A 22,160-nucleotide genomic window follows, 5' to 3' on the forward strand; every position below is an offset into this window, starting at 1 on the left:
CCCGCCGGGCTTTCTGAGAATGTGACCCACGCGATACGCCTCGGATCGCAGTGCGACAGCGCCGCGGTCGATCCCGTGCGTCTTGTGCTCCCGCCCTTCAGATTTTTGAGAGAATATTCCCGGCTTTGCCGAGAACGGCGAAACACGTTCTTTGATAAAATCGATAGAATTTCTGATGATGTGACCAAGCCTAGGCAATCCGCCCTTGCTGCCATGACTTCACAACTGCAGAGATCGAACATGACTGACTTGAACAACACTTTGCCATCTTCCCTTTGGTCAACCATCAACCGGCGCGGCAGCCTTGCTCTGCTGTTCGCCTCGGCCGTGGCGATCGGCAGCCTGATGGCGCCGCATGCGTCCTTCGCCGAAGACAAGAAGGCAATCAAGGTCGGCATCATCAGCGGCGAGGACGAGGATGTGTGGCGCGTCGTGGTTGCGCAGGCCGCGGAAAAGGGCCTGACCATCGAGACCGTGGTGTTCAACGACTACACCCAGCCCAATGAAGCGCTGGAGCGCGGCGAGATCGACGCCAACGCCTTCCAGCACCAGCCCTATCTCGACAACCAGATCAAGACGCAGGGCTATCACATCGTGCGGGTCGGCTATACCGGCGTCTGGCCGATCGGCCTCTACTCGAAGAAATACACGAAGGTCGCCGACCTGCCGGAAGGCGCCGTCATCGGCGTGCCGAACGACCCGTCCAATGAAGGCCGGGCGCTGCGCGTGCTGCAGAACGAAGGCGTGATCAAGCTAAGGGATGGCACCGGCATTCTGGCCACCACCGCCGACATCGCCGAGAATGCGAAGAGGGTGCAGATCAAGGAACTCGACGCCGGCATCGTCGGCCGCTCGGTCGAGGATCTCGACGCCGCCGTGGTCAACACCGACTGGGCGCTGAAAAGCGGGCTGACGCCGGACAACCGCATCGCGCAGGAACCGATCGCTGACAATCCCTACCGCAACTTCATCGCGGTGAAGGTCGGCAATGAGAACGAGGCCTGGGTGAAGACGCTGGTGGCTTCGTACCAGAATGACGCGGTGAAGGCCGAGTTCGACAAGGTCTACAAGGGCACCGGCCTCAGCGCCTATTGATCCGACCGGTTCGAGAGCAAATGCGGTCCGCGCCTGAGCGCGGGCCGCAATTGCGTTTTCAGATGGCGAGAACAGGGAACCGCATGAACCAGCATATAACGGCGTCCCAGGAGATTGCCGATCCGACCCACGCCCAGCCCGACGCGTCGCAGGACGTGGTGCGGCTTGTCGACCTGAAGCGCCGCTTTGGGGCCACGCCGGCGATCGATGGCATCTCGCTGACGGTGCGCAAGGGCGAGATCCTCGGCATTATCGGCCGCAGCGGCGCCGGCAAATCGACGCTGATCCGCTGCCTGAACGGGCTGGAGCGTCCCGATTCCGGCGAGGTGTTCATCGAGGGCCGCGAGATCAGCCGGCTCGGCGAGCGCGACCTGCAGCCGCTGCGACGGCGCATCGGCATGATCTTCCAGCATTTCAACCTGTTGTCGGCCAAGACGGTCGAGGACAATGTGGCGCTGCCGCTGAAGATCGAGGGCCGGCCTAAGGCGGAGCGGCTGGCGCGGGCCGCCGAACTGCTCGATCTCGTTGGCCTGTCGGAGAAGGCCAAGGCCTATCCGGCATCGCTGTCGGGCGGCCAGAAGCAGCGCGTCGGCATTGCCCGGGCGCTGGCCGCGCGCCCGGCGCTGCTGCTGTCTGACGAGGCGACATCGGCGCTCGATCCGGAGACGACACGCTCCATTCTCTCACTGCTGAAAGACATCAACCGGCAGCTTGGCCTGACCATCCTGTTGATCACCCACGAGATGGAGGTGATCCGCTCGATCGCCGACCGCGTGGCGGTGATCGACGCCGGACGCATTGTCGAGCAAGGGCCGGTCTGGTCGGTGTTTGCCGACCCACAATCGGACATTACGCGTAGCCTGCTCGGCGCCATCCGGCCGCAACTGCCGGCCGATCTGGCGGCGCGGCTGCTGCCGGCGGCCGGCCCGGAGACGATCCTGCGCGTCGATGTTGCCGGCGAGGCCGCACGGGCACCGCTGCTCTCCGACCTCGCAGCCACGGTGCCTGGGCCATTCCGCCTTGTTCATGGCGGCATCGACCATATCCAGCAGCAGCCTGTCGGCACGCTGTTCCTGTCCATCCCCGGCAGCGATGCAAGGCATCTCGCCGAGGTGATGACATTCCTGAAATCCCGCCAGGCGCGGGTGGAGGTGCTTGGCCATGTCGCCGATTCTGTTTGAGCTTTTGCTGCGCTCGATCTGGGAGACAATCCTGATGACGGCCGCCTCCGGCCTCATCTCGCTGGTCTTCGGCCTGCCGCTCGGCCTGGCCTTGATATCAACCGAACGCGGCGGCATTGCCGAAAGCCTGTGGGTCAACCGCGCGCTCGGCGCCGTCATCAACGGCTTCCGCTCGGTGCCGTTCATCATCTTGCTGGTGGCGCTGATCCCACTGACGCGGCTGATCGTCGGCACCTCGATCGGCACCTGGGCGGCCATCGTGCCGCTGTCGATCGCCGCCACGCCCTATTACGCGCGCATCGCCGAAGTGTCGCTGCGCGAGGTCGATAAAGGCCTGATCGAGGCGGCGCGCGCCATGGGCGGCAACCGCTGGACGATCATCCGCGAAGTGCTGGTGCCGGAAGCCCTGCCCGGCATCGTCGCCGGCTTCACGGTGACACTGGTGACGCTGATCGGCGCCTCGGCGATGGCCGGGGCGATCGGCGCCGGCGGCCTCGGAGACCTGGCCATCCGCTATGGCTACCAGCGGTTCGAGACCTCGGTGATGGTGGCGGTGGTGATCGTGCTGATCATCCTGGTCTGCGGTATCCAGTGGGTGGGGGACCGGCTGGTGGCGCGGCTGGACAGGCGGGGGTGAGCCGGCGAGCTAGGCGACGATGTCTTCAATGAGAGCCTGTAGTGGTGCTTCGGACCCGCTGAAACTGTCGACCATGGCCTGGATCACCCGGTCACGGTCGAGGATATCAGCGTTGAACGTGAATCCTGCGTGCTCGGCGAGCATGGCAAGGAAAGTGAGCTGGGTACGACCATTGCCTTCGCGAAACGGATGAACGGCATTGATCTCCGCGATGATGTGCGCCAGATGCTTCGCAAAGCTGACTCTGTCAAGGTCAGCCAATCGGTCTGGATTGCCGAGTTCGCCGAACACCCTCGCCATCTCAGACGCAATGTGCTCGGGATAACAGAACCAGCTGCCGCCCTTTCCGATGCGAATGGAGCGCGGCTGACCGGCCCAGGCATACACGTCCTGGAATAGGTGCCGGTGCAGGCTGCTATAATGAGGGTAGTCCAGTTCGCCTGCCGGAAGAGGTTCGTCAGCGCGTGTCAAGAACAGAGCGAGTTCGACCTCATCGAGTTCGGTCTGGTCGCGGATGTCAAGCAGATTGATAAGCACCGTCGTGCCGGGGTAGCAGAGAGGATCGAACTCGGCGGCGTAGGCCAACGTCTATTTCTTTTTGCGGATTTCTTCCTTGATGAGCGAACGCCGCTCATCACCGGACAGTCCGTGCCGCACACTATGATTGAGTACCTTAGCCATGCGGGGCGACAGCTTCATGCCTTCGACGGCGCTGATTTTCTCGCCATGCGCTCTCGTCAGCACAAAATGACCCGTCTTGGCTGAACGGCCGATTCTTGAACTAGGAGACTTCATTCGCAAACCATATCATGGACCCGGAAAGGAAACCAAAACGATTTCCCGGTAAATCCAAGCTAAGCTCTCAACCTAGCCCCTTCCGGGTCGAAGAACGGCATCGGCGCCACGACCGCCCGCGTTGGCTTGCCGTCGATATCGATGCTGAGTTCGGTGCCGATGGCCGTAAACGGCAGCCGCAGATGCGCCGTCGCCAGCACCTTCCCCAGCGAATAGCCGTGGTCGCTGTAGGTGACGACACCGGCATCCTCGCCATCGGCCAGCACCCTGGCATCCGTCGCGGCCGGCTTGTCGCCGTCGAGGATCAGGCCGGTCCAGCGTTCGTCGAGGCCCTTGTCGCGGATCTTGAGCAGCGCTTCGCGGCCGATGAAATCGCCCTTGTCGAATTTGATCCAGCGGTCGAGGCCGACATGGAACGGCGTGCGGGTCTCGTCCATGTCGATGCCATGCGCCGGATAGGCCTTTTCCAGGCCGAGCGTGAACATCGCCAGTACGCCATAAGGCTTGAGGCCGAAGGCCGTGCCTGCCCGCATCAGCACGTCCCAGACGGAAGCCGCCTCGTCGGCCGGCACGAAGAGTTCGAAGCCGAGTTCGCCGGTCACGCCGGTGCGCGAGATCAGGACCTTTGTGCCGTTGACATGGCCTGATGTGAACGCCCAGCGTTTCAGCCCATCCAGATCGGCATCGCCGATCATCGCCTTCAGCAGTTCGCGCGAGCGCGGGCCCTGGATGGTCGGGAAGGCGACGGCAGCGGTGATGTCGGTGACATAGGCTTTCCGCCCCTGCGCGTGATGCTGCAGCCAAGGCAGCATCTTCAGGCGATTGACCGAACCGGTGACCAGCATGAACTGTTCCGGCCCAAGCCGGAACACGGTGAGGTCGTCCATGATGCCGCCGTCCTCGCGGCAGATGGTGGAGTAGCGGACCTGGCCGTGTTTCATCGCCGCGGCATCGTTGACGATGACATGGTTGACCAACGCCTCGGCCTCCGGCCCCTTGATGTCCATCTTGCCCATCGTGCTGAGATCCTGGACGCCGACATTCTTGCGCGTGTTCAGGTGCTCGTCGGCGATGCCGGAATAGTATTTGGCCGAGATGAAATCGCCGCCGACCCGGCCCATGGTCGCGCCCAATCCGACGATGCTGCTATAGAAAGGGGAACGCCGCTCAGCCAAGGAAGTCTCCATCATAAAAAATCGGCAGCGCCAGTGGCGCCGCCGAGGTTGATAGTGCTGGGATTAATTCCCGTAGACGTCGAAGGCAAAATACTTGTCGTTGATTTCCTTGTATTTTCCGTTGGCGCGCAACGCGTCTATGGCCGCATCGAACTTGTCGGCCAGTTCCTTGTTGCCCTTCTGCAGCGCGATGCCGACGCCAGGGCCATGGATGGCCGGATCGGCCGTCAGCGTGCCGAGCAGCTTGCAGCAGGCGCCATCGGGCTTCTTCAGCCATTCGGTCAGGATGATCGAGCCATCCATCATCGCATCGAGGCGGCCATTGGCCATGTCGGTGCGGGCGTCGTCGCCGGTCGGATAGGCTTTGATGGTCGAGCCTGCATATTTCAGCTCGGCGAATTTCTGATGGATGGTCGCGGTCTGCACGCCGAGAGCCTTACCCTTCAGATCGTCCGGCGAAGTGCCTGCAATGGTGGAATCCTTCGGCACGGCGATGGCCGGCGGCGTCTGGTAGTATTTATGGGTGAACTCGACCTTCTCGGCCCGCTCCGGCGTGATGGTGATGTTGATGATGGCGTCGAACTTGCCGGCCTGAAGTGCGGGTATAGAGCCGTCGAAATCCTGCACGATGAATTCGCAATCGGCATTCATCTGAGCGCACAGCGCCTTGCCGAGGTCGATGTCGAAGCCGCCCAGCGTGCCGTCGGCATTGGCGTAGTTGAAGGGCGGATAGGCGCCCTCGGTGCCGATCCTGAGCTTCTTGTCCTGGGCGGAGGCTGCACCCGTGGCGAGAGCCAGGGCGACAGAGGCGGCAAGCACGAAACGACTGAAAAGACGCATGTTCCAGATCCCCGTTGAGCACCAGAAGTCTACGGGCTTCCATACATGCGGCGGAGACGGAAACGACATGTCATGCGGCGATCACGGCGCGACAGGCTGTCCGCGTGACTGTGGCCGGCTTGGGTTAGCCGGCGCGCTGTTTGTTTGTCGCCTTGTGGTCAACGGCGAGGTCGCTTCCTGACAGGACCACGCCAAACTTTTCGCTGGCTTCCTCTGAGGTGTAGTACCCCAGCGCAACATCGCGCTGCACCTGGTTGGCATCGCGCTGGAACGGATCGCCATAGCCGCCGCCACCCGGCGTGCCGACGCGCACGCGGTCGCCGGCCTTCAGCGGGATGTCCTGTTCCTTGGAGAGGTGGGGCGGCACATGCTGCTCGCCGTTGCGGAACACTGTCACCGTGTTCATCGCGCCATCGCCACCGCCAAGTGCGCCTTGCGGGCCGAAGCGGCCGTGATCCATGACGAAGGAGGCCCGCGCCTCGCCGCGCAGGATCTCGACCTCATAGGAGAGGCCGAAACCGCCGCGATGCTTGCCGGCGCCACCGGAGCCTTCGCGCAAGGCGTAATGGCGGTAGAGCACGGGAAAAGCCTGCTCCATGATCTCGACCGGCGGCGATTTGGAAATGCCGATGGTCGAGCAGCCATTGGTCAGGCCATCATGGCCTGCATTGCCGCCATAGCCGCCGCCGGAGATCTGGTACATGACGTAGTCGCGGCCGCGCGTCGGATCGTTGCCGCCAAGCGCGAAATTACCGCTGGAACCGGCGGGTGCCGCCGTCACCTTGTCCGGCAGCGCCTGCACCATGGCCGCGAACACCGCCTCGGCGATGCGCTGCGAGACCTCCGCCGCACAACCCGAGACCGGGCGCGGGTACTTCGCGTCGAGGAAGGTACCCTCCGGCCGCTTGACGATCAGCGGCTCGAAAGCGCCGGCGCTGATCGGCACATCGGGGAAAATATGGCGCATGGCGAGATAGACCGACGAAAGGGTCGTTGCCAGCACGCTGTTCATCGGCCCGGCACAAGGCTTCGACGAGCCGGTAAAATCGAAGGTCAGTGTATCGCCCCGCTTTTCCACCGCGAGCGCGATGGTCAGCGGCTCGTTGACCACGCCGTCGGAATCGACAAAGGCCTTGGAACTATAGGTGCCGTCGGGGATGGCTGATATGTTGGCGCGCATCTGTTCGGCGGCGCGGCGGCGCAGTTCGGCAATCGCCTCAACAACAGTTTCGTCACCGTAACGATCCAGGATACCATTGAGCTGGTCCTGCCCAATCAGCAGAGCGGCGGCCTGGGCTCTGATGTCGCCGATACGTTGGTCGGCAACGCGGATGTTGGAGCAGATGATGGCGTAGATTTCGGGATCGAGCACGCCCTTCTTGAACAGTTTTACGGGCGGCAGACGCAGGCCTTCCTGCTCGACTGCTGTGGCCGAAGCCGAAAACCCGCCAGGCACCGAGCCGCCAATATCAGGCCAATGGCCGGTGTTGGACAGCCAGCAGAAGATCTTGCCGCTCCGATAAACCGGCATGGCGAAACGCACATCCATCAGATGCGTGCCGCCGAGATAGGGGTCATTGACAATGTAGATGTCGCCGGGTTCCGGCGGCAGGCAGCGGCCATCGGCGATCATTTCGATCACCGTTCGCGTGGAATACTGCATGACGCCGACGAACACCGGCAAGCCTTGGCTGCCTTGCGCGATCAGCGAGCCGTCGACAGCGGAATAGATGCCGTCGGATCGGTCATTCGCCTCAGCGATGACAGGCGAGAAGGCGGCGCGGGAGAATGTCAGGTCCATCTCGTCGCAGACCTGCTGCAAGGCGGCCTGGAGAACCGAAAGGGTGATGGCGTCGAGCTTTGCCATATCCATGTCAGGCATCTCAGGCCTCGCCAATGTCGATGATGATGTTGCCGTCGGCATCCGAGCGGGCGCGGTCGCCGGGTTCGAGCACGGTGGTCGCGTCCATCTGTTCGAGGATCGCCGGCCCTTGAATGACCGCGTCGAGCGGCAGTTTTTCACGTGCGTATACCGGGGTGTCGTGCCAGCGCCCGGCATACCAGACCGGTCTTGTCTCACGCAGCGCCTGGTCCAGCGTCTTGGCGCGCCCGGCCGGGTCGATCAGTCGGGACAAATCGATCGCGGGGCGCACGCCGGTGACCGAAGTGTTGAGGTTGACGAGGTTGGCGCGGATCTCCGGCAGCTCGACCTTGAAGCGGGCGAAATAGGCTTTCTCGAACAGTGCCTGCAATTCCTGCCGGGTCACCGAGGAGGATGGCAGTGGCACGTTGATGATGTGGGTCTGGCCGACGAACTGCATGTCGGCGGAGTGGGTGACGCGGATCGCCTCCGGCTTCACCGCTTCCTTGCCGATCAGCTCCTCGCCCTCGTTTCGGTGCCGTTCCAATACTTGCTTAAGCTGAGTTTCGTCAACTACAGCGACTGGCTGATTGATGGTGTTGACGAAATCATGGCGCAGATCGGCGACGACGCAGCCGAGCGCGTTGGTGATGCCGGGCCGCGCCGGCACCAGCACACGCGGCAGGCCGAGTTCGCGCGCCAGGGCAGTGGCATGCAGCGGCCCGGCGCCACCGAAGGCGAACAGCGCGAAATCGCGGGGGTCGTGACCGCGCGACACCGAGACCATGCGGATGGCGCCGGCCATCTTCATGTTGCCGAGCCTGAGCACGGCACCCGCCGCCTCGACGCCGGACAGGCCGGTGGCCTTGCCGATCCTCTCCTCGAAGATGCCGGTGACGCGCTCTGATGTGACCGGGTTTTCGACCGCCAGCAGCTTCTTCGGCGCCAGCCGGCCGAGCACCAGATTGGCGTCGGTGATGGTCGGCTCCAGGCCGCCGCGTCCATAGCAGATCGGGCCGGGATTGGCGCCGGCGCTTTCCGGGCCGATCTGGATCAGGCCGGCCGCATCGACACGGGCGATCGAGCCGCCCCCGGCACCGACCGTGTGCACCGCCACCATCGGCACATGGATCGGCATGGCATATTCGATCTCGATCTCGTTCGACACCGCCGGCTCGGCGTTGCGGATCAGCGCCACGTCGGTCGAGGTGCCACCCATGTCGTAGGTGACGAGGTTTTCGAAGCCGGCGCGCTTGCCCGTATAGGCGGCGGCGATAACGCCGGAGGCCGGGCCCGACATCACGGTCTTGGCCGACTCACGTGTGACGAAGCGGGCCGAGATCATTCCGCCATTGCCGTTCATGATCAGGAAGTCGCGCGCATAGCCCTTGGCGGCCAATTCCTTGCGCAGCCGCTCGACATAGCGCTCGAGGATCGGCTGTACCGAAGCATTCACTGAAGCGGTGACGCCGCGCTCGAATTCGCGCGCTTCCGATAGCAGCGCATGGCCTGTGGTGATGTAGCTATTCGGCCAAAGCTCGGCGGCGATCTCGGCGGCGCGCCGCTCATGCCTGGGGTTGGCGTAGGAATGCAGGAAGTGGATGACAAGGGATTCGCAGCCGGCCGCGATCAGCGTCTTCACAGCTTCGCGCATTTCGGCTTCGTCGAGCGGCGTGCGCACTGCACCGGAAGCCTCGACGCGCTCCGACACTTCGAGCCTGAGATTGCGCGGGATGATCGGAACGAAACTGCCGGTCATGCCATAGGGTTGCGGCCGCGTGCGTCGGCCAAGCTCGATCACGTCGCGAAAACCACGTGTCGTGATCATGCCGGTCCTGGCCAGCCGGCGCTCCAGCACTGCGTTGGTGGTGGTGGTCGTGCCATGCACGATGAGGTCGATGCCGTCGATCGCAAAACCGGTGGCGCCGAGTGCCGAAACCACGCCAAAGGCCTGGTTATCGACCGTGGTCGGGGTCTTGGCGATGTGCACCTTGCCGCCGTCCCTGCCGTCGATCAAAAGCAGGTCGGTGAAGGTTCCGCCCACATCGATGCCGGCAACGACATTTCCCAGGGAATCGCGCGCTTGCGCTGGAAAATTCTCTTTCATCGTCGAAACCCGAAATGCTGAGACTACGGATATGCGTCAGTTTGGAAAGCTGTTTTAAGGTAGCATCTTGACGCAAATATCGTTTGTATACTAATAAATTCCGGACACAAGAGCTTACCGCTTTGGAGTGTGCGAACAGCCCGCCGGGACCTGAATGGTCCGGGCGCGTAGGTGAAGGTTTGGCGCCCGCGTCCGCAGCTGGGCCAGAAGGTTGGATTTGATGAACACCACATCCGCTCTCAGCACCGCCGGCGCCCGCCCGCTGCAATTTCCGATTCCGGCCAATGTTTATGCCGAGACCGTCGTCTCGGTGAAGCACTACACCGACCGGTTGTTCTCGTTCCGCATCACCCGCCCACAGTCGCTGCGCTTCCGCTCCGGTGAGTTCGTCATGATCGGCCTGCCCAATGCCGAGAAGCCGGTGTACCGCGCCTATTCCGTGGCGAGCCCGGCCTGGGACGAAGAGCTGGAATTCTTCTCGATCAAGGTGCCGGACGGCCCGCTGACCTCGGAACTGCAGAAGATCCAGGTTGGCGACACCGTCATCATGCGCCAGAAGTCGACCGGCACGCTGGTGGTCGACGCGCTGACGCCGGCCAAGCGGCTGTTCATGATCTCGACCGGCACCGGCATCGCGCCCTTCGCCAGCCTGCTGCGCGATCCCGACACCTATGAAAAGTTCGATCAGCTGATCCTGACCCATACCTGCCGCGACAATGCCGAGCTGACCTATGGCCAGGAATTGGTGGCAGCGCTCGAAAGCGACCCGCTGATCGGCGAGCTGACCGCTGGGCGTGTCACGCTCTACAATTCGACGACCCGTGAAGATTCGGCACGCATGGGCCGCATCACCGCGCTGATCGGCTCGGGCAAGTTTTACGCCGACCTCGGCATCGAGAAGCTCGATCCGGAGACGGACCGCATCATGATCTGCGGCTCGATGCATATGCTCAAGGACGTCAAGGAACTGGCCGAAAGCCTCGGCTTTCAGGAAGGCTCGCTCAGCCATCCGGCGACTTTTGTCGTCGAACGCGCCTTCGTCGGCTGAACCGGGCGCCGACGCTTCAAAATCCGCATTTTGACCACACGGTCAAAAATTAGCTGCTTTTGCGGCCTTTTTCAGCTATCGCTCGCTTGAGGACTCGTGAAGCACGACTTCACGGGCTATCTTTGTGCATGTCGGGAAACGACGCGCACCAAGACATCAAGCGCAAGTCGCTGAATGAAAGGGCAGGAGATGAGCAGCACAATCCGCGAAGCCGATCTTGGCACCAAGGTAACGCCGCTGCCCGCGCGTGCCGCCGCCAACACCCCCGCCCCGCTGGACCACCGCATCGCCCGCAATCCCGGCATGAAGCTCGATCTCGGCTTCATGGAATCGGTGCGCAGCGTCAACCGCTCGGCGCTGGAACGCCGCGTCGCCAGCCTGACCAAGCGACGCTCGATCAAGGCCGACAACCAGGCAGCCTGGCTTCTGCGCGCCGTCGCCTGCATGGATCTGACGACGCTCAATTCCAACGACACCGAAGAGCGTGTGCGCCGGCTCTGCGCCAAGGCGATCAACCCGTTCCGCCGCGATATCGTCGAAGGCCTTGGTATTGCGGGCGAAACCATTCGCCCGGCCGCAGTCTGCGTCTATCATCCCTTTGTCGCCACGGCCGTGGACGCCGTGCGCGGCACCGGCATTCACGTCGCCGCCGTATCCACCGCCTTTCCGCATGGCCTGGCACCGCTGTCGACCCGCCTCCAGGAGATCGAGGCTTCTGTCCGCGACGGCGCCGACGAGATCGACGTCGTCATTCCGCGCGGGCTGGTGTTCGGTGCCAAATGGCGGGAGCTTTACAATGAGATCGTCTCGATGCGCGCCGCCTGCGGTGACGCGCATCTGAAGGTCATTCTCGGCACCGGCGACCTCGCCACGCTGCGCAATGTCATGCTGGCCTCGATGGTGGCGATGATGGCCGGCGCCGATTTCATCAAGACCTCGACCGGCAAGGAAAGCGTCAATGCCACATTGCCCGTCGGTCTCGCCATGGTGCGTGCCATCAGGGCCTATTTCGAGGAAACCGGCTATCTCATCGGTTTCAAGCCGGCCGGCGGCATTTCCACGGCCAAGGCCTCGCTCGACTGGCTGGTGCTGATGAAGGAAGAGCTCGGCCGTCCATGGCTGGAGCCCGAGCTGTTCCGCTTCGGCGCATCGAGCCTTTTGACCGACATCGAGCGCCAGCTCGAACATCATCTGACCGGGCACTATTCGGCCAATCACCGCCACGCAATGGCTTGAGCACCCCACCCCGATCGGCCCTTGCCGATCGACCCTCCCCACGCGGGGGAGCGTGAAGGAGGCACCTGATGAACATTCTCGATCGCTATCACGCCATGGAATACGGCCCGGCGCCAGAAGCCCGCAACGAGGCCGATGCGTGGCTTGCCGGGCGCGATTTTGGGAAGGCGCTGTTCATCGGCGGCGACTGGAAAGCCGCTTCGGGTGGCAAGACCTTTGAGACAAGCGAGCCCTCTTCCGGCAAGCTGTTGGCAAAAGTCTCGGATGCCAGCGCCGCCGACATCGACGCAGCCGTTGCGGCTGCCACCAAGGCGCTGCCGAAATGGGCGGCATCCACGGGCTACCAGCGCGCCAAGGTGCTTTATGCCATCGGCCGCGCCATGCAGCGACACCAGCGCCTGTTCGCGGTGCTGGAGTCGATCGACAATGGCAAGCCGATCCGCGAGAGCCGCGATATCGACGTGCCGCTGGCGATCCGCCATTTCATCCATCATGCCGGCTGGGCACAGGCGCTGGACAAGGATTTCCCCGGTCATAAGGGCGTCGGCGTCGTCGGCCAGATCATCCCGTGGAATTTCCCGCTGTTGATGCTGGCCTGGAAGATCGCGCCGGCGCTTGCCGCCGGCTGCACCGTGGTGCTGAAGCCGGCCGAGTTCACGCCACTGACCGCCATCCTGTTCGCCGAGATCTGTGAACGCGCCGGCGTGCCGAAAGGCGTCGTCAACATTGTCCATGGCGGCCCTGAAGCGGGTGTGGCAATCGTCAACCATGCCGGCATCCAGAAGATCGCCTTCACCGGCTCTTCGGAAGTGGGCAAGATCATCCGCAAGGCGACCGCCGGCTCGGGCAAGAAACTGTCGCTGGAGCTTGGCGGCAAATCGGCCTTCATCGTCTTCGAGGACGCCGATCTCGACAGCGCCGTCGAAGGCCTCGTCGATGGGATCTGGTTCAACCAAGGCCAGGTCTGCTGTGCCGGCTCGCGGCTTCTGGTTCAGGAAGGCATTGCCGATGCCTTGATCGCCAAGGTCAAGACGCGGATGAGCCGGCTGCGGGTCGGCAGCCCGCTCGACAAGAACACCGATATCGGCCCGCTGGTCGATGCCACGCAGCTCGACCGCGTCAAAGGCCTGGTCGCCGAAGGCGCCAGGCAGGGCGCCGTCTGCTGGCAGCCGGATGCGGTGCTGCCATCCTCCGGCTACTACCATCTGCCGACGCTGGCCACCGGTGTTTCGCCGGCTAATATCCTTGCCCAGGAAGAAGTATTCGGTCCGGTGCTGGCGACCATGACGTTCCGCAACACCGAGGAAGCGATCGAGCTTGCCAACAACACGCGTTACGGCCTGGCGGCCTCCGTGTGGAGCGAGAACGTCAACCTAGCCCTTCACGTCGCGCCGCAGCTCAAGGCGGGCGTAGTCTGGGTCAACGGCACCAACATGTTCGACGCCGCCTGCGGCTTTGGCGGCTACCGCGAAAGCGGCTTCGGCCGCGAGGGCGGCCGCGAAGGCATGTTCGAATACCTCGCGGCAAAGCTGCCGCTCGGCCCGGTCATCAAGCCGGCGACGGTCTCGGCGCAACCTGCCGAGCAATCGGACGGCGACAGCATCGACCGCACGGCCAAGCTGTTCATCGGTGGCAAGCAGGTACGCCCGGACGGCAATTATTCGCTGGCGGTCGGCACCGCCAAGGGCAAGCTTGCCGGCGAGGTCGGTCTCGGCAGCCGCAAGGATATCCGCGACGCCGTATCCGCCGCCCGCGCCTGCAAGGCATGGCCGGAAGCGACCGCCTACAATCGTTCCCAGGTGCTCTATTATCTGGCCGAGAACCTTTCCGGTCGCGCCGGCGAGTTCGCCATGCGTCTCAGCGAGTTGACCAGTGCTACGCCCAAGGCCGCGCGGGAAGAAGTAGAACAATCCATCGAACGGCTGTTCCTCTATGCCGGCCTTGCCGACAAGTTCGAGGGCCGCGTGCACCAGCCACCGGCCCGTGCCGTGACACTGGCGCTGCATGAGCCGGTCGGTGTCGTAGGCATCGTCGCGCCGGATTCCTCGCCGCTGCTCGGCCTGATCTCGTTGGTTGCACCGGCGCTGGCCATGGGCAACACGGTGGTTGCGGTGCCGTCCGAGCGCTATCCGCTGCTCGCCACCGACCTCTACCAGGTCATCGAATATTCCGACGTTCCGGCCGGCGCCATCAACATCGTCACCGGCCGCACGGCGGAGCTTGCCGGTGTGCTGGCCAAGCATGACGATGTCGACGGGCTGTGGGTGTTCGCCGATGCCGAGACCTGCGCCAAGGCGGAGGCCGAGTCCATCGGTAACCTCAAGCGCGTCTGGAGCGGCAATGGCCGCAGCCTCGACTGGGCTTCCGACGAGGCAGCCGGCGATGCTTTCCTGCGCCGCGCCATCGAGGTCAAGAATGTCTGGGTGCCCTACGGCGACTGACGCTTCCAGGCTGTCGCAATGGTGATCGTGTTCGGACTTGACGCCCGGACACATGTTCTTTAACGAGAAAAAACATCTTTATCTGTGAACTGGCTGCGACACAGGCCGCATAATGGCGCCCGACTGGCACACGACGCCGTTGCCGGCCGCCGATAAAGGCAGTTGCCCAAGCTGACGAGGAAAAAAGGCATGGCGGATCTGGCAGGCAAGGTCGTTGTCGTCACAGCAGCGGCGCAAGGCATTGGCAAAGCGAGCGCTCTGGCCTTCGCCAAGGCTGGCGCCACCGTCTACGCCACCGACATCAATGAGACGCTCCTGGCGGAACTCGCCAAGACATCTGACATCAAGACCCGCAAGCTGGATGTGCTGAACGACGATGCAGTCAATGCGGCCTTTGCCGAGATCGGCCCTGTCGACGTGCTGTTCAACTGCGCCGGCTTCGTCCATTCCGGCTCGATCCTCGAGATGAAGGATGCCGATCTCGATTTCGCGCTGAACCTCAATGTCCGCGCCATGGTCCGCACCATCAAGGCCGTCCTGCCCGGCATGCTGGAGCGCGGCGACGGCGCCATCATCAACATGGCTTCGCTGGCGAGCTCGGTCAAAGGTGTGCCGAACCGCTTCGTCTATGGCCTGAGCAAGGCCGCCGTGATCGGGCTGACCAAGGCGATCGCCGCCGACTATGTCGGCAAGGGCATACGCTGCAACGCCATCTGCCCCGGCACCGTCGAGAGCCCGTCGCTGCAGGACCGCATGCATGCGCAGGGCGACTATGAAACCGCTCGCGCCGCCTTCATTGCCCGCCAGCCGATGGGCCGGCTCGGCACACCGGAGGAAATCGCCGATCTCGCCGTCTATCTGGCCGGCGCCACCTATACATCCGGGCAGGCCTACAATATCGACGGCGGCTGGTCGATCTGAACCAATCTGACTGAGGAGAGAACACCATGAAACTGCTGCGCTATGGCGAGGTCGGAAGCGAACGTCCCGGCCTGCTCGATGCGGATGGAACGATCCGCGATCTCTCCGCTCATGTCGCCGACATTGCCGGCACGGTGCTGCATCCGGCTTCGCTGGAGATGCTGTTGAAGGTCGATCCGAAGTCGCTGCCGGCGGTTGCCGGCAAGCCTCGGCTCGGCCCCTGCGTTGCCGGCACCGGCAAGTTCATCTGCATCGGCCTCAACTATTCCGACCACGCCGCCGAAACCGGCGCCACCGTGCCGTCGGAGCCGATCATCTTCATGAAGGCAAGCTCGGCCATCGTCGGCCCGGACGATGACGTGCTGATCCCGCGCGGGTCCGAGAAGACCGACTGGGAAGTCGAACTCGCCGTGGTCATCGGCAAAACGGCCAAATATGTCAGCGAGGCCGATGCGCTCGATTATGTCGCCGGTTATGCCGTCGCCCACGACGTCTCCGAGCGCGCCTTCCAGGCCGAGCGCCAGGGCCAGTGGACCAAGGGTAAGAGCTGCGACACATTCGGCCCGACCGGCCCCTGGCTGGTGACCAAGGACGAAGTGGCCGATCCGCAGAACCTGAAGATGTGGCTCACCGTCAACGGCAAGACCATGCAGAACGGCTCGACCAAGACCATGGTCTATGGCGTCGCCTTCCTGGTGTCCTATCTCAGCCAGTTCATGTCGCTGCACCCCGGCGACATTATTTCGACAGGCACGCCGCCCGGCGTCGGGCTGGGCATGAAGCCGCCGGTGTTCCTGAAGGCTGGCGATGTGGTGGAGCTGGGTATCGAGGGTCTGGGTCAGCAGAAGCAGACGTTCAAGGCGGACGTTTAGGCGGCAGCTCTTAGCTTGGCGCCCTTCCTCTACCCCGTCGATCGGGGGAGAGGAAAGGAGCCTTGGCATATCTACTTCACCACCTTCCCATCCGCCCCAAACCGATAGGTCTTCCCAGGCTCGGGCGTCGCGTACAGCGTCGCGCCGGGCTCGGCATCATACACACCGAAAATCCGCACCGTAATCAGCCCGGCTTTCTCGCAATCGAGATAGAGATTGGTATCGGCGCCCAGATGCTCGGCGTGCACCACCGTACCCTTCCAGGCACCTGACTTCGTATCGACCGTCAGATGCTCGGGCCGCACGCCGATGGTCTTGGCCGTCTCGCCAAGCCTGGCGCCGTCGATGAAGTTCATCTTCGGCGAGCCGATGAAACCGGCGACGAATTCATTTGCCGGCGAATTGTAAAGCTCCATCGGGCCACCGATCTGCTCAATGCGGCCGGAGTTCAGCACCACGATCTTGTCGGCCAGCGTCATTGCCTCTACCTGGTCGTGGGTGACGTAGATCATCGTTGCCTTCAGCCGGCGGTGCAGCTGCGCAATTTCCAGCCGCGTGTTGACGCGGAGCGCCGCATCGAGGTTCGACAGCGGCTCGTCGAAGAGGAACAGTTTTGGCTCCCGCACCACGGCGCGGCCGATGGCGACGCGCTGGCGCTGACCGCCGGAGAGTTCGGCCGGCCGTCGCTCCAGATAGGGCCCCAGCGACAGCATCGACGAGGCGATGCCGATGCGGCGCTCGATCTCGGCCGCCGGCGTGCCGGCCTGCTTGAGGCCGAGGCCCATATTGTTCTTCACCGTCAGATGCGGGTAGAGCGCGTAGGTCTGGAACACCATGGCGATGCCGCGTTTTGCCGGCGGTATGGTGGAGACGTCCACATCATCGATGACCACCCGGCCCGAGGTCGAATCCTCCAGCCCGGCGATAACCCTGAGCAAGGTCGACTTGCCGCAGCCGGACGGGCCGACGAAGACGACGAATTCGCCATCGGTCACTTCGAGGTTGATGCCCTTCAGCACCTCGACCGGCCCGAAGGCCTTCTTCACATTTTCGATCTTCAGCGAGCCCACGGCTTCGTCCCTGTTCTAGAGTTTGACGGCGGCGCCGCTGCGCACGCTCTCGTCGGCGGCAAGGCAGACGGCGAGCGACTTCACCGCGTCGTCCATGTGCTTGGTGAGATCCAGATCCTCGCGGATCGCCTTCAGCACGAAGGCCTGTTCGAGGTCACAGAGGTCCTGGTGACCGGGTTCGCCTTCCATCGACAGCATTTCATCGGGCTTGACGAACTTGCCGTCCGGGCCGGTCTCCGCACTGTGCAGGCGGATGGTCGAGGTCTTGGTGTGGGTGTCGATATCATCCGACTTCACACCCTCTTTCATGACGATCGACACGCAGCCCTTGGGTGAGATGACATCCTTCACGAAGAAGGCGGTTTCGGAAATCATCGGACCCCAGCCGGCTTCGTACCAGCCGACCGAACCGTCATCGAACAGCACCTGCAGATGGCCGTAATTGTACATGGTCGGCGCTACTTCCTCGGTCAGCCGCAGCCCCATGCCACGCACCTCGACCGGCCTGGCGTCGGTGATCTGCAGCATCACGTCGAGATAGTGGACGCCGCAGTCAACGATCGGCGAGGTCGTCTGCATCAGCTGCTTGTGCGTCTCCCAGGTCGGCCCTGAGGATTGCTGGTTGAGGTTCATGCGGAAGACGTAGGGGCCGCCGAGTTTGCGCGCCTCGGCGATCAGCCTGACCCAGGACGGGTGATGGCGCAGGATGTAGCCGATCACCAGTTTCCTGCCATTGGCCTTGGCGGCCGCGACGACGCGCTTTGCATCGGCCACTGTCGTTGCCAGCGGCTTTTCGACGAAGACATGGCAGCCCGCCTCGAACGCCTTGACCGCATAGTCGGCATGGCTGTCGGAATAGGTGGCGATGCAAGCGATATCGGGCTTTTCGTCAAGCAGCACCTCGTCGAAGGAGCGCCTGATGCCATAGCCCGACAGCCCGTCCGGCAGGGGCACGTCGGAGCGGTTGATGAGTGCGGCGATCTCGAAGCCCGGATTGGTGTGATAGGCCAGCGCATGGCTGCGGCCCATATTGCCGAGCCCGGCGACGACGACACGAAGAGGTTGAGCCATTTCAATCTGCCTTTTCTTGCTTGCGGGCTGCGAGAGCTACCCTCACATTCGGGCCGTTCTCATCGGCGATCTGCAGGGCAGCCTCTTCGCTCTCGCAACGGGCCAGAAGCCCAAAGCCGTATGTATCGACCCCTTCTTTGATCAGAGAAGATCTCCGGTCATCCGGGATCGAATGAGCCAGATTGAGCGCCCCTTCAAATGCTTTGGATTGCTCGCTAGTCATCAACGAGTCGACTCGCCAGATGATGTGGCAATTGTATTCCTTCGGCCGGCGCTCCGGCCCAAGCCGCGTGAACCACACTGCGGCGTTCAGATAGAACTGTGGCCCCCAGGAAGACTTCTGAAGGTTCAGCACACAGATCGTTTCCGGCCGCTCTCGATAGAAATTTTTGGCGCGAACGCCCCGGAATCCATAGCGGCTCCCTGTCTCAACGAGAGCCTGCACGATGGCCTCTTGCCCCTCGCTCACTTGACGGCTCCGGAAGTAATGCCGCGGATCAGCTGCCGCGAGAAGATGACGTAGAGGATCAGCACCGGCATGATCGCCAGCGAGAGCGCCGCCAGGATGGCGTTCCAGTTGGTGACGAACTGGCCAAGGAACAGCTGGGCGCCGAGCGTCACCGTCTTGGTCTCTTCCGACGGCGCCAGGATGAGCGGGAACCACAGATCGTTCCAGATCGGGATCATGGTGAAGACGGCGACCGTCGCCATCGATGGCCGCACCAGCGGCAGCACCAGGCGGAAGAAGATGGTGTATTCCGACAGGCCGTCGATGCGGCCGGCATTCTTCAGATCGTCGGACACCTGCTTCATGAATTCCGACAGGATGAATACTGCCAGCGGCAGGCCTTGCGCGGTGTAGACCAGGATCAGCGCCGTCAGTGTGTTGACCAGCCCGCTCGCCACCATCAATTGCAGGATGGCAACGGTGCCGAGACGGATCGGGATCATGATGCCGAGGGCGAGATAAAGCCCCATCAGCGTGTTGCCGCGAAACCGGTATTCCGACAGCGCAAACGCCGCCATGGCGCCGAACAAAAGCACGAAGAACAATGAGGCGACGGTGACGACGAGGCTGTTCTGGAAATAATGGATGAAGTCGCCCTGGCCGATCACCATTGTGTAGCCGATCAGGTCGAAGGTCTTTGGCGTCGGCGGCGTCAGCGGTTCACTGAAGATGCCCGCGCGGGATTTAAACGAGTTCATGATGACCAGGATCACCGGAAACAGCGCGATCGCCGTGTAGGTCAAAAGGATCGCGTGGGCGCCGATGGTGCGGGGGAGCGAACGGGTGGCGGTGCTCATCTCTTGCCCCTCTAAAACTGGTAGCGACGCAGGCGCGTCTGGACGAGGAAGAGGTAGACGCAGACGCCGCCGAGGATGATCAGGAACATCATCGTGGCGATCGCCGCACCCATGTTGGGATCGCCGACCTGCAGCTGGAAGCCGAAGAAGGCGCGGTAGAGGAAGGTGCCGAGAATATCGGTCGAATAGTTCGGCCCGGCGAGCGCGCCCTGCGCGGTGTAGATCAGGTCGAAGGCGTTGAAATTGCCGACGAAGGTGAGGATCGAGATGATGCCGATGGACGGCAGGATCAGCGGCAGCTTGATCTTCCAGAACTGCGACAGGCCGGTAATGCCATCGCATTCGGCCGCCTCGATCACTTCTTCGGGGATCGAAAGCAGCGCTGCGTAGATCAGCATCATCGGGATGCCGACGAACTGCCAAACCGAGATCAGGCTGAGCGCGGTCAGTGCATACTGTTCCTTGCCTAGCCATGGCGTGAACAGGCTTTTCAGGCCGACCAGATCCATCAGATGCGGCGCCACGCCCCACAGCGGCGACAGGATCAGCTTCCAGGCGAAACCGACGATGACGAAGGACAGGATGGTCGGCACGAAGATCGCCGTGCGGTAGAAGGCGGCAAATCTCAGCCGCGGGCTGGACAGAAGTGCGGCCAGAAGAACGCCGATCGGGTTCTGCACCAGCATGTGGGTCATGAAGAACCAGGTGTTGTTCCTCAGCGCATTCCAGAACCCCACCGACCAGTTGGGGTCGCCGAACAGGGTGCGGAAGTTCGCCAGTCCGACAAAGACCTGGGACTCGTTGATGTTGCGGAACAGCGACAGCTGCAGCGTGCCGGCGAGCGGCAGGATCATGATCGCCGTGTAGACCAGCACGGCCGGCGCCAGGAAGACGCCGATGTGCCAGCGGGTCGGTCTTTTCGGTCGTGTTTCTGCGGCCATGAGTTCGGTCCCCGCCGTCTCTCGGTTCCAAATGGTGTCGATGCTAGAAGTGCCTCGATGCACGACCCGAAGCCCTTGCCCAATATGGCAAGAACAAAGGCCTGCGACTGATCAGCTAGCCTTCCCCAGGAACGCAAGGGTAAGGCCGCGAGGCGGTGCCGACAATCGCTATCTGAACGGTCTGAAAGCTAGGGTTGTCCGGAGCCGGCCGGGCTTGCGCCCGGCCGGCTCCGTTGCCTGAGCTCTTACTTCGCCGGCTTATACCAGCTGTCGAGACCGGTCTGCAGCTTCTTGGCGGCAGCTTCCGGCGTGTCGGTGCCGTTGATGACGTTGGCCGATTCAACCCACGTCTCGTTTTCGAGGTTCGGCGTGCCGCGCGACAGGATCTGGTAGGTCGAGCGGATCGTCGACTTGCACTTGCCGCGCCAGGAGACGAATTCCTGTGCCAGCGGGTCCGCCATCTTCACCGGCGCGGAGTTCAGGCTGAAGAAGCCCGGCAGCGCGTTGGCGTAGATGGTGGCGAAATCCGGCGAGGCGACCCAGGACAGGAAGGTCTTGGCCGCGTCGGCGTGCTTCGAACCCGCATTCAGGCCCATGCCGATATCGGTATGGTCGGAGATGTAGCAAGTGTCGCCGGCCTTTTCGACCGGAGGCGGAAAGGCGCCCATCTTGAACTGGGCCTGGGTGTTGAACAGGCCGATTTCCCACGAGCCGGCCGGATAGATGGCAGCGCGGCCGAGCGTGAACAGGTTCTGGCTGTCCGGATAGGTCTGGGCTTCAAAACCGTCGCCGAGATACGGCTTCCATTTGGCCAGTTCCTCATAGGGAGCAACCCAGTCCTTGTCGGTCAGCTTCTGATCGCCCTTGATCAGCGCCGCACGGCCGTCCTCGCCCTTCCAGTAGTTGGGGCCGATGTTTTGGTAGCCCATGGTCGCGGCTTCCCAGAGGTCCTTGGTGCCCATCGCCATCGGGATGTAGGTGCCGTCGGCCTTGATCTTGTCGAGCGCGGCGAAGAACTCGTCGCGGGTCGTCGGGATCTTGATGCCGAGCTTTTCGAAGGCGTCCTTGTTGTAGATGAAGCCATGGATGACCGAGGCCATCGGCACGCAGAAGCTCGCCTTGCCGTCATCGGTCTGCCAGGCGGACTTGGCTACGGGCGAGAAATTCTCCATGCCGGGCAGCGCCGAGAGATCGGCAAGGTTGCCCTTCTTGAACAGTTCAAGCGACTTGTCGAACGGGCGGCAGGTGATCAGGTCGCCAGCCGAGCCGGCGGCGAGCTTGGCGCCCAGCGCAGCGTCATATTCGGTTGGAGCCGATGGTGCGAACACCACCTTGATGCCGGGGTTCTTGGCTTCGAAGGCCGGGATCAGCTTGTCCTTCCAGATGGCAAGGTCGTCGCCGCGCCAGCTTTCGATGTTGAGCGTTACGTCCTCGGCGTGGGCAAGCCCGGCCGAGCCGAGAATGCTGGTACCCAGAAGCAGTGCCGTCAGTAGTTTCGTTGTCATGCTCAGTCTCCCTGTTGACCTTTTTCAGGTTCGGTTTTGATGAGAACAGGGGCTTTTGA

The 22,160-nt window shown here is 62.9% G+C and carries 20 protein-coding genes; 8 read left to right on the forward strand and 12 right to left on the reverse strand.

The genetic code is table 11. From position 1 onward, the window contains the following. Positions 1-240: 240 nt before the first annotated feature. From EB235_RS03870 to EB235_RS03880, 3 genes are all read left to right on the forward strand, one after another. Positions 241-1,095, forward strand: coding sequence for a MetQ/NlpA family lipoprotein (locus EB235_RS03870; protein ID WP_027032268.1), 855 nt, complete (start codon positions 241-243; stop codon positions 1,093-1,095). 83 nt (positions 1,096-1,178) lie between these two features. Continuing rightward, entirely contained in the window at positions 1,179-2,276 is a 1,098-nt protein-coding gene (locus tag EB235_RS03875; protein ID WP_027032267.1) for a methionine ABC transporter ATP-binding protein, read from the forward strand. Then, complete coding sequence (locus EB235_RS03880) at positions 2,257-2,913, forward strand: methionine ABC transporter permease (RefSeq protein ID WP_027032266.1); 657 nt, start codon at positions 2,257-2,259, stop codon at positions 2,911-2,913. Before EB235_RS03875 ends, EB235_RS03880 begins: the two co-directional genes overlap by 20 nt. A gap of 9 nt (positions 2,914-2,922) precedes the next feature. On the opposite strand, the gene EB235_RS03885 is transcribed toward EB235_RS03880, so the two are convergent. From EB235_RS03885 to EB235_RS03910, 6 genes are all read right to left on the reverse strand, one after another. Next, positions 2,923-3,498: a Fic/DOC family protein gene (locus EB235_RS03885; protein ID WP_027032265.1), complete on the reverse strand. Its 576-nt coding sequence runs from the start codon at positions 3,496-3,498 to the stop codon at positions 2,923-2,925. Positions 3,499-3,501: 3 nt separating this feature from the next. Continuing rightward, positions 3,502-3,708, reverse strand: a complete 207-nt coding sequence (locus tag EB235_RS03890) for a hypothetical protein (RefSeq protein WP_155256448.1) — start codon at positions 3,706-3,708, stop codon at positions 3,502-3,504. A 59-nt stretch (positions 3,709-3,767) separates the two neighbouring features. Next, positions 3,768-4,898, reverse strand: coding sequence for an aminomethyltransferase family protein (locus EB235_RS03895; RefSeq protein WP_032925732.1), 1,131 nt, complete (start codon positions 4,896-4,898; stop codon positions 3,768-3,770). Between the two features lie 48 nt (positions 4,899-4,946). Continuing rightward, on the reverse strand, positions 4,947-5,723 hold the full coding sequence (locus tag EB235_RS03900) for an ABC transporter substrate-binding protein (RefSeq protein WP_027032262.1): 777 nt from the start codon (positions 5,721-5,723) through the stop codon (positions 4,947-4,949). A gap of 124 nt (positions 5,724-5,847) precedes the next feature. After that, complete coding sequence (locus EB235_RS03905; protein WP_027032261.1) at positions 5,848-7,590, reverse strand: hydantoinase B/oxoprolinase family protein; 1,743 nt, start codon at positions 7,588-7,590, stop codon at positions 5,848-5,850. Between the two features lie 16 nt (positions 7,591-7,606). Continuing rightward, entirely contained in the window at positions 7,607-9,691 is a 2,085-nt protein-coding gene (locus tag EB235_RS03910) for a hydantoinase/oxoprolinase family protein (RefSeq protein ID WP_027032260.1), read from the reverse strand. A 220-nt stretch (positions 9,692-9,911) separates the two neighbouring features. On the opposite strand from EB235_RS03910, the gene EB235_RS03915 reads away from it, so the two are divergent. The 5 genes from EB235_RS03915 (at position 9,912) to EB235_RS03935 (ending at position 16,209) form a co-directional block, all read left to right on the forward strand. Further along, positions 9,912-10,739 carry a ferredoxin--NADP reductase gene (locus tag EB235_RS03915; RefSeq protein ID WP_027032259.1) on the forward strand — a complete coding sequence of 276 codons (828 nt, stop codon included), beginning with the start codon at positions 9,912-9,914 and terminating at the stop codon, positions 10,737-10,739. Between the two features lie 189 nt (positions 10,740-10,928). Then, a complete protein-coding gene (gene deoC / locus EB235_RS03920) occupies positions 10,929-11,975 on the forward strand; it encodes a deoxyribose-phosphate aldolase (protein WP_027032258.1) in 1,047 nt (348 codons plus the stop codon). 68 nt (positions 11,976-12,043) lie between these two features. Then, entirely contained in the window at positions 12,044-14,416 is a 2,373-nt protein-coding gene (locus EB235_RS03925) for an aldehyde dehydrogenase family protein (RefSeq protein WP_027032257.1), read from the forward strand. Positions 14,417-14,605: 189 nt separating this feature from the next. Beyond that, positions 14,606-15,337, forward strand: coding sequence for an SDR family oxidoreductase (locus EB235_RS03930; protein ID WP_027032256.1), 732 nt, complete (start codon positions 14,606-14,608; stop codon positions 15,335-15,337). Between the two features lie 26 nt (positions 15,338-15,363). Then, positions 15,364-16,209 carry a fumarylacetoacetate hydrolase family protein gene (locus tag EB235_RS03935; protein ID WP_027032255.1) on the forward strand — a complete coding sequence of 282 codons (846 nt, stop codon included), beginning with the start codon at positions 15,364-15,366 and terminating at the stop codon, positions 16,207-16,209. Positions 16,210-16,280: 71 nt separating this feature from the next. Here the strand turns inward: EB235_RS03935 and EB235_RS03940 are convergent, their stop codons facing one another. The 6 genes from EB235_RS03940 to EB235_RS03965 form a co-directional block, all read right to left on the reverse strand. Further along, entirely contained in the window at positions 16,281-17,279 is a 999-nt protein-coding gene (locus EB235_RS03940) for an ABC transporter ATP-binding protein (RefSeq protein ID WP_027032254.1), read from the reverse strand. 15 nt (positions 17,280-17,294) lie between these two features. After that, positions 17,295-18,350: a Gfo/Idh/MocA family protein gene (locus tag EB235_RS03945; protein WP_027032253.1), complete on the reverse strand. Its 1,056-nt coding sequence runs from the start codon at positions 18,348-18,350 to the stop codon at positions 17,295-17,297. 1 nt (position 18,351) lies between these two features. Continuing rightward, positions 18,352-18,819: a DUF4304 domain-containing protein gene (locus tag EB235_RS03950; protein WP_027032252.1), complete on the reverse strand. Its 468-nt coding sequence runs from the start codon at positions 18,817-18,819 to the stop codon at positions 18,352-18,354. Beyond that, positions 18,816-19,655, reverse strand: a complete 840-nt coding sequence (locus EB235_RS03955) for a carbohydrate ABC transporter permease (RefSeq protein WP_027032251.1) — start codon at positions 19,653-19,655, stop codon at positions 18,816-18,818. Before EB235_RS03955 ends, EB235_RS03950 begins: the two co-directional genes overlap by 4 nt. Positions 19,656-19,666: 11 nt before the next feature. After that, entirely contained in the window at positions 19,667-20,596 is a 930-nt protein-coding gene (locus EB235_RS03960; protein ID WP_027032250.1) for a carbohydrate ABC transporter permease, read from the reverse strand. A gap of 245 nt (positions 20,597-20,841) precedes the next feature. Then, positions 20,842-22,101: an ABC transporter substrate-binding protein gene (locus EB235_RS03965; RefSeq protein WP_027032249.1), complete on the reverse strand. Its 1,260-nt coding sequence runs from the start codon at positions 22,099-22,101 to the stop codon at positions 20,842-20,844. Positions 22,102-22,160: the final 59 nt, after the last annotated feature.

The sequence above is a fragment of the Mesorhizobium loti R88b genome (assembly GCF_013170845.1).
Classification (GTDB): domain Bacteria; phylum Pseudomonadota; class Alphaproteobacteria; order Rhizobiales; family Rhizobiaceae; genus Mesorhizobium; species Mesorhizobium loti_B.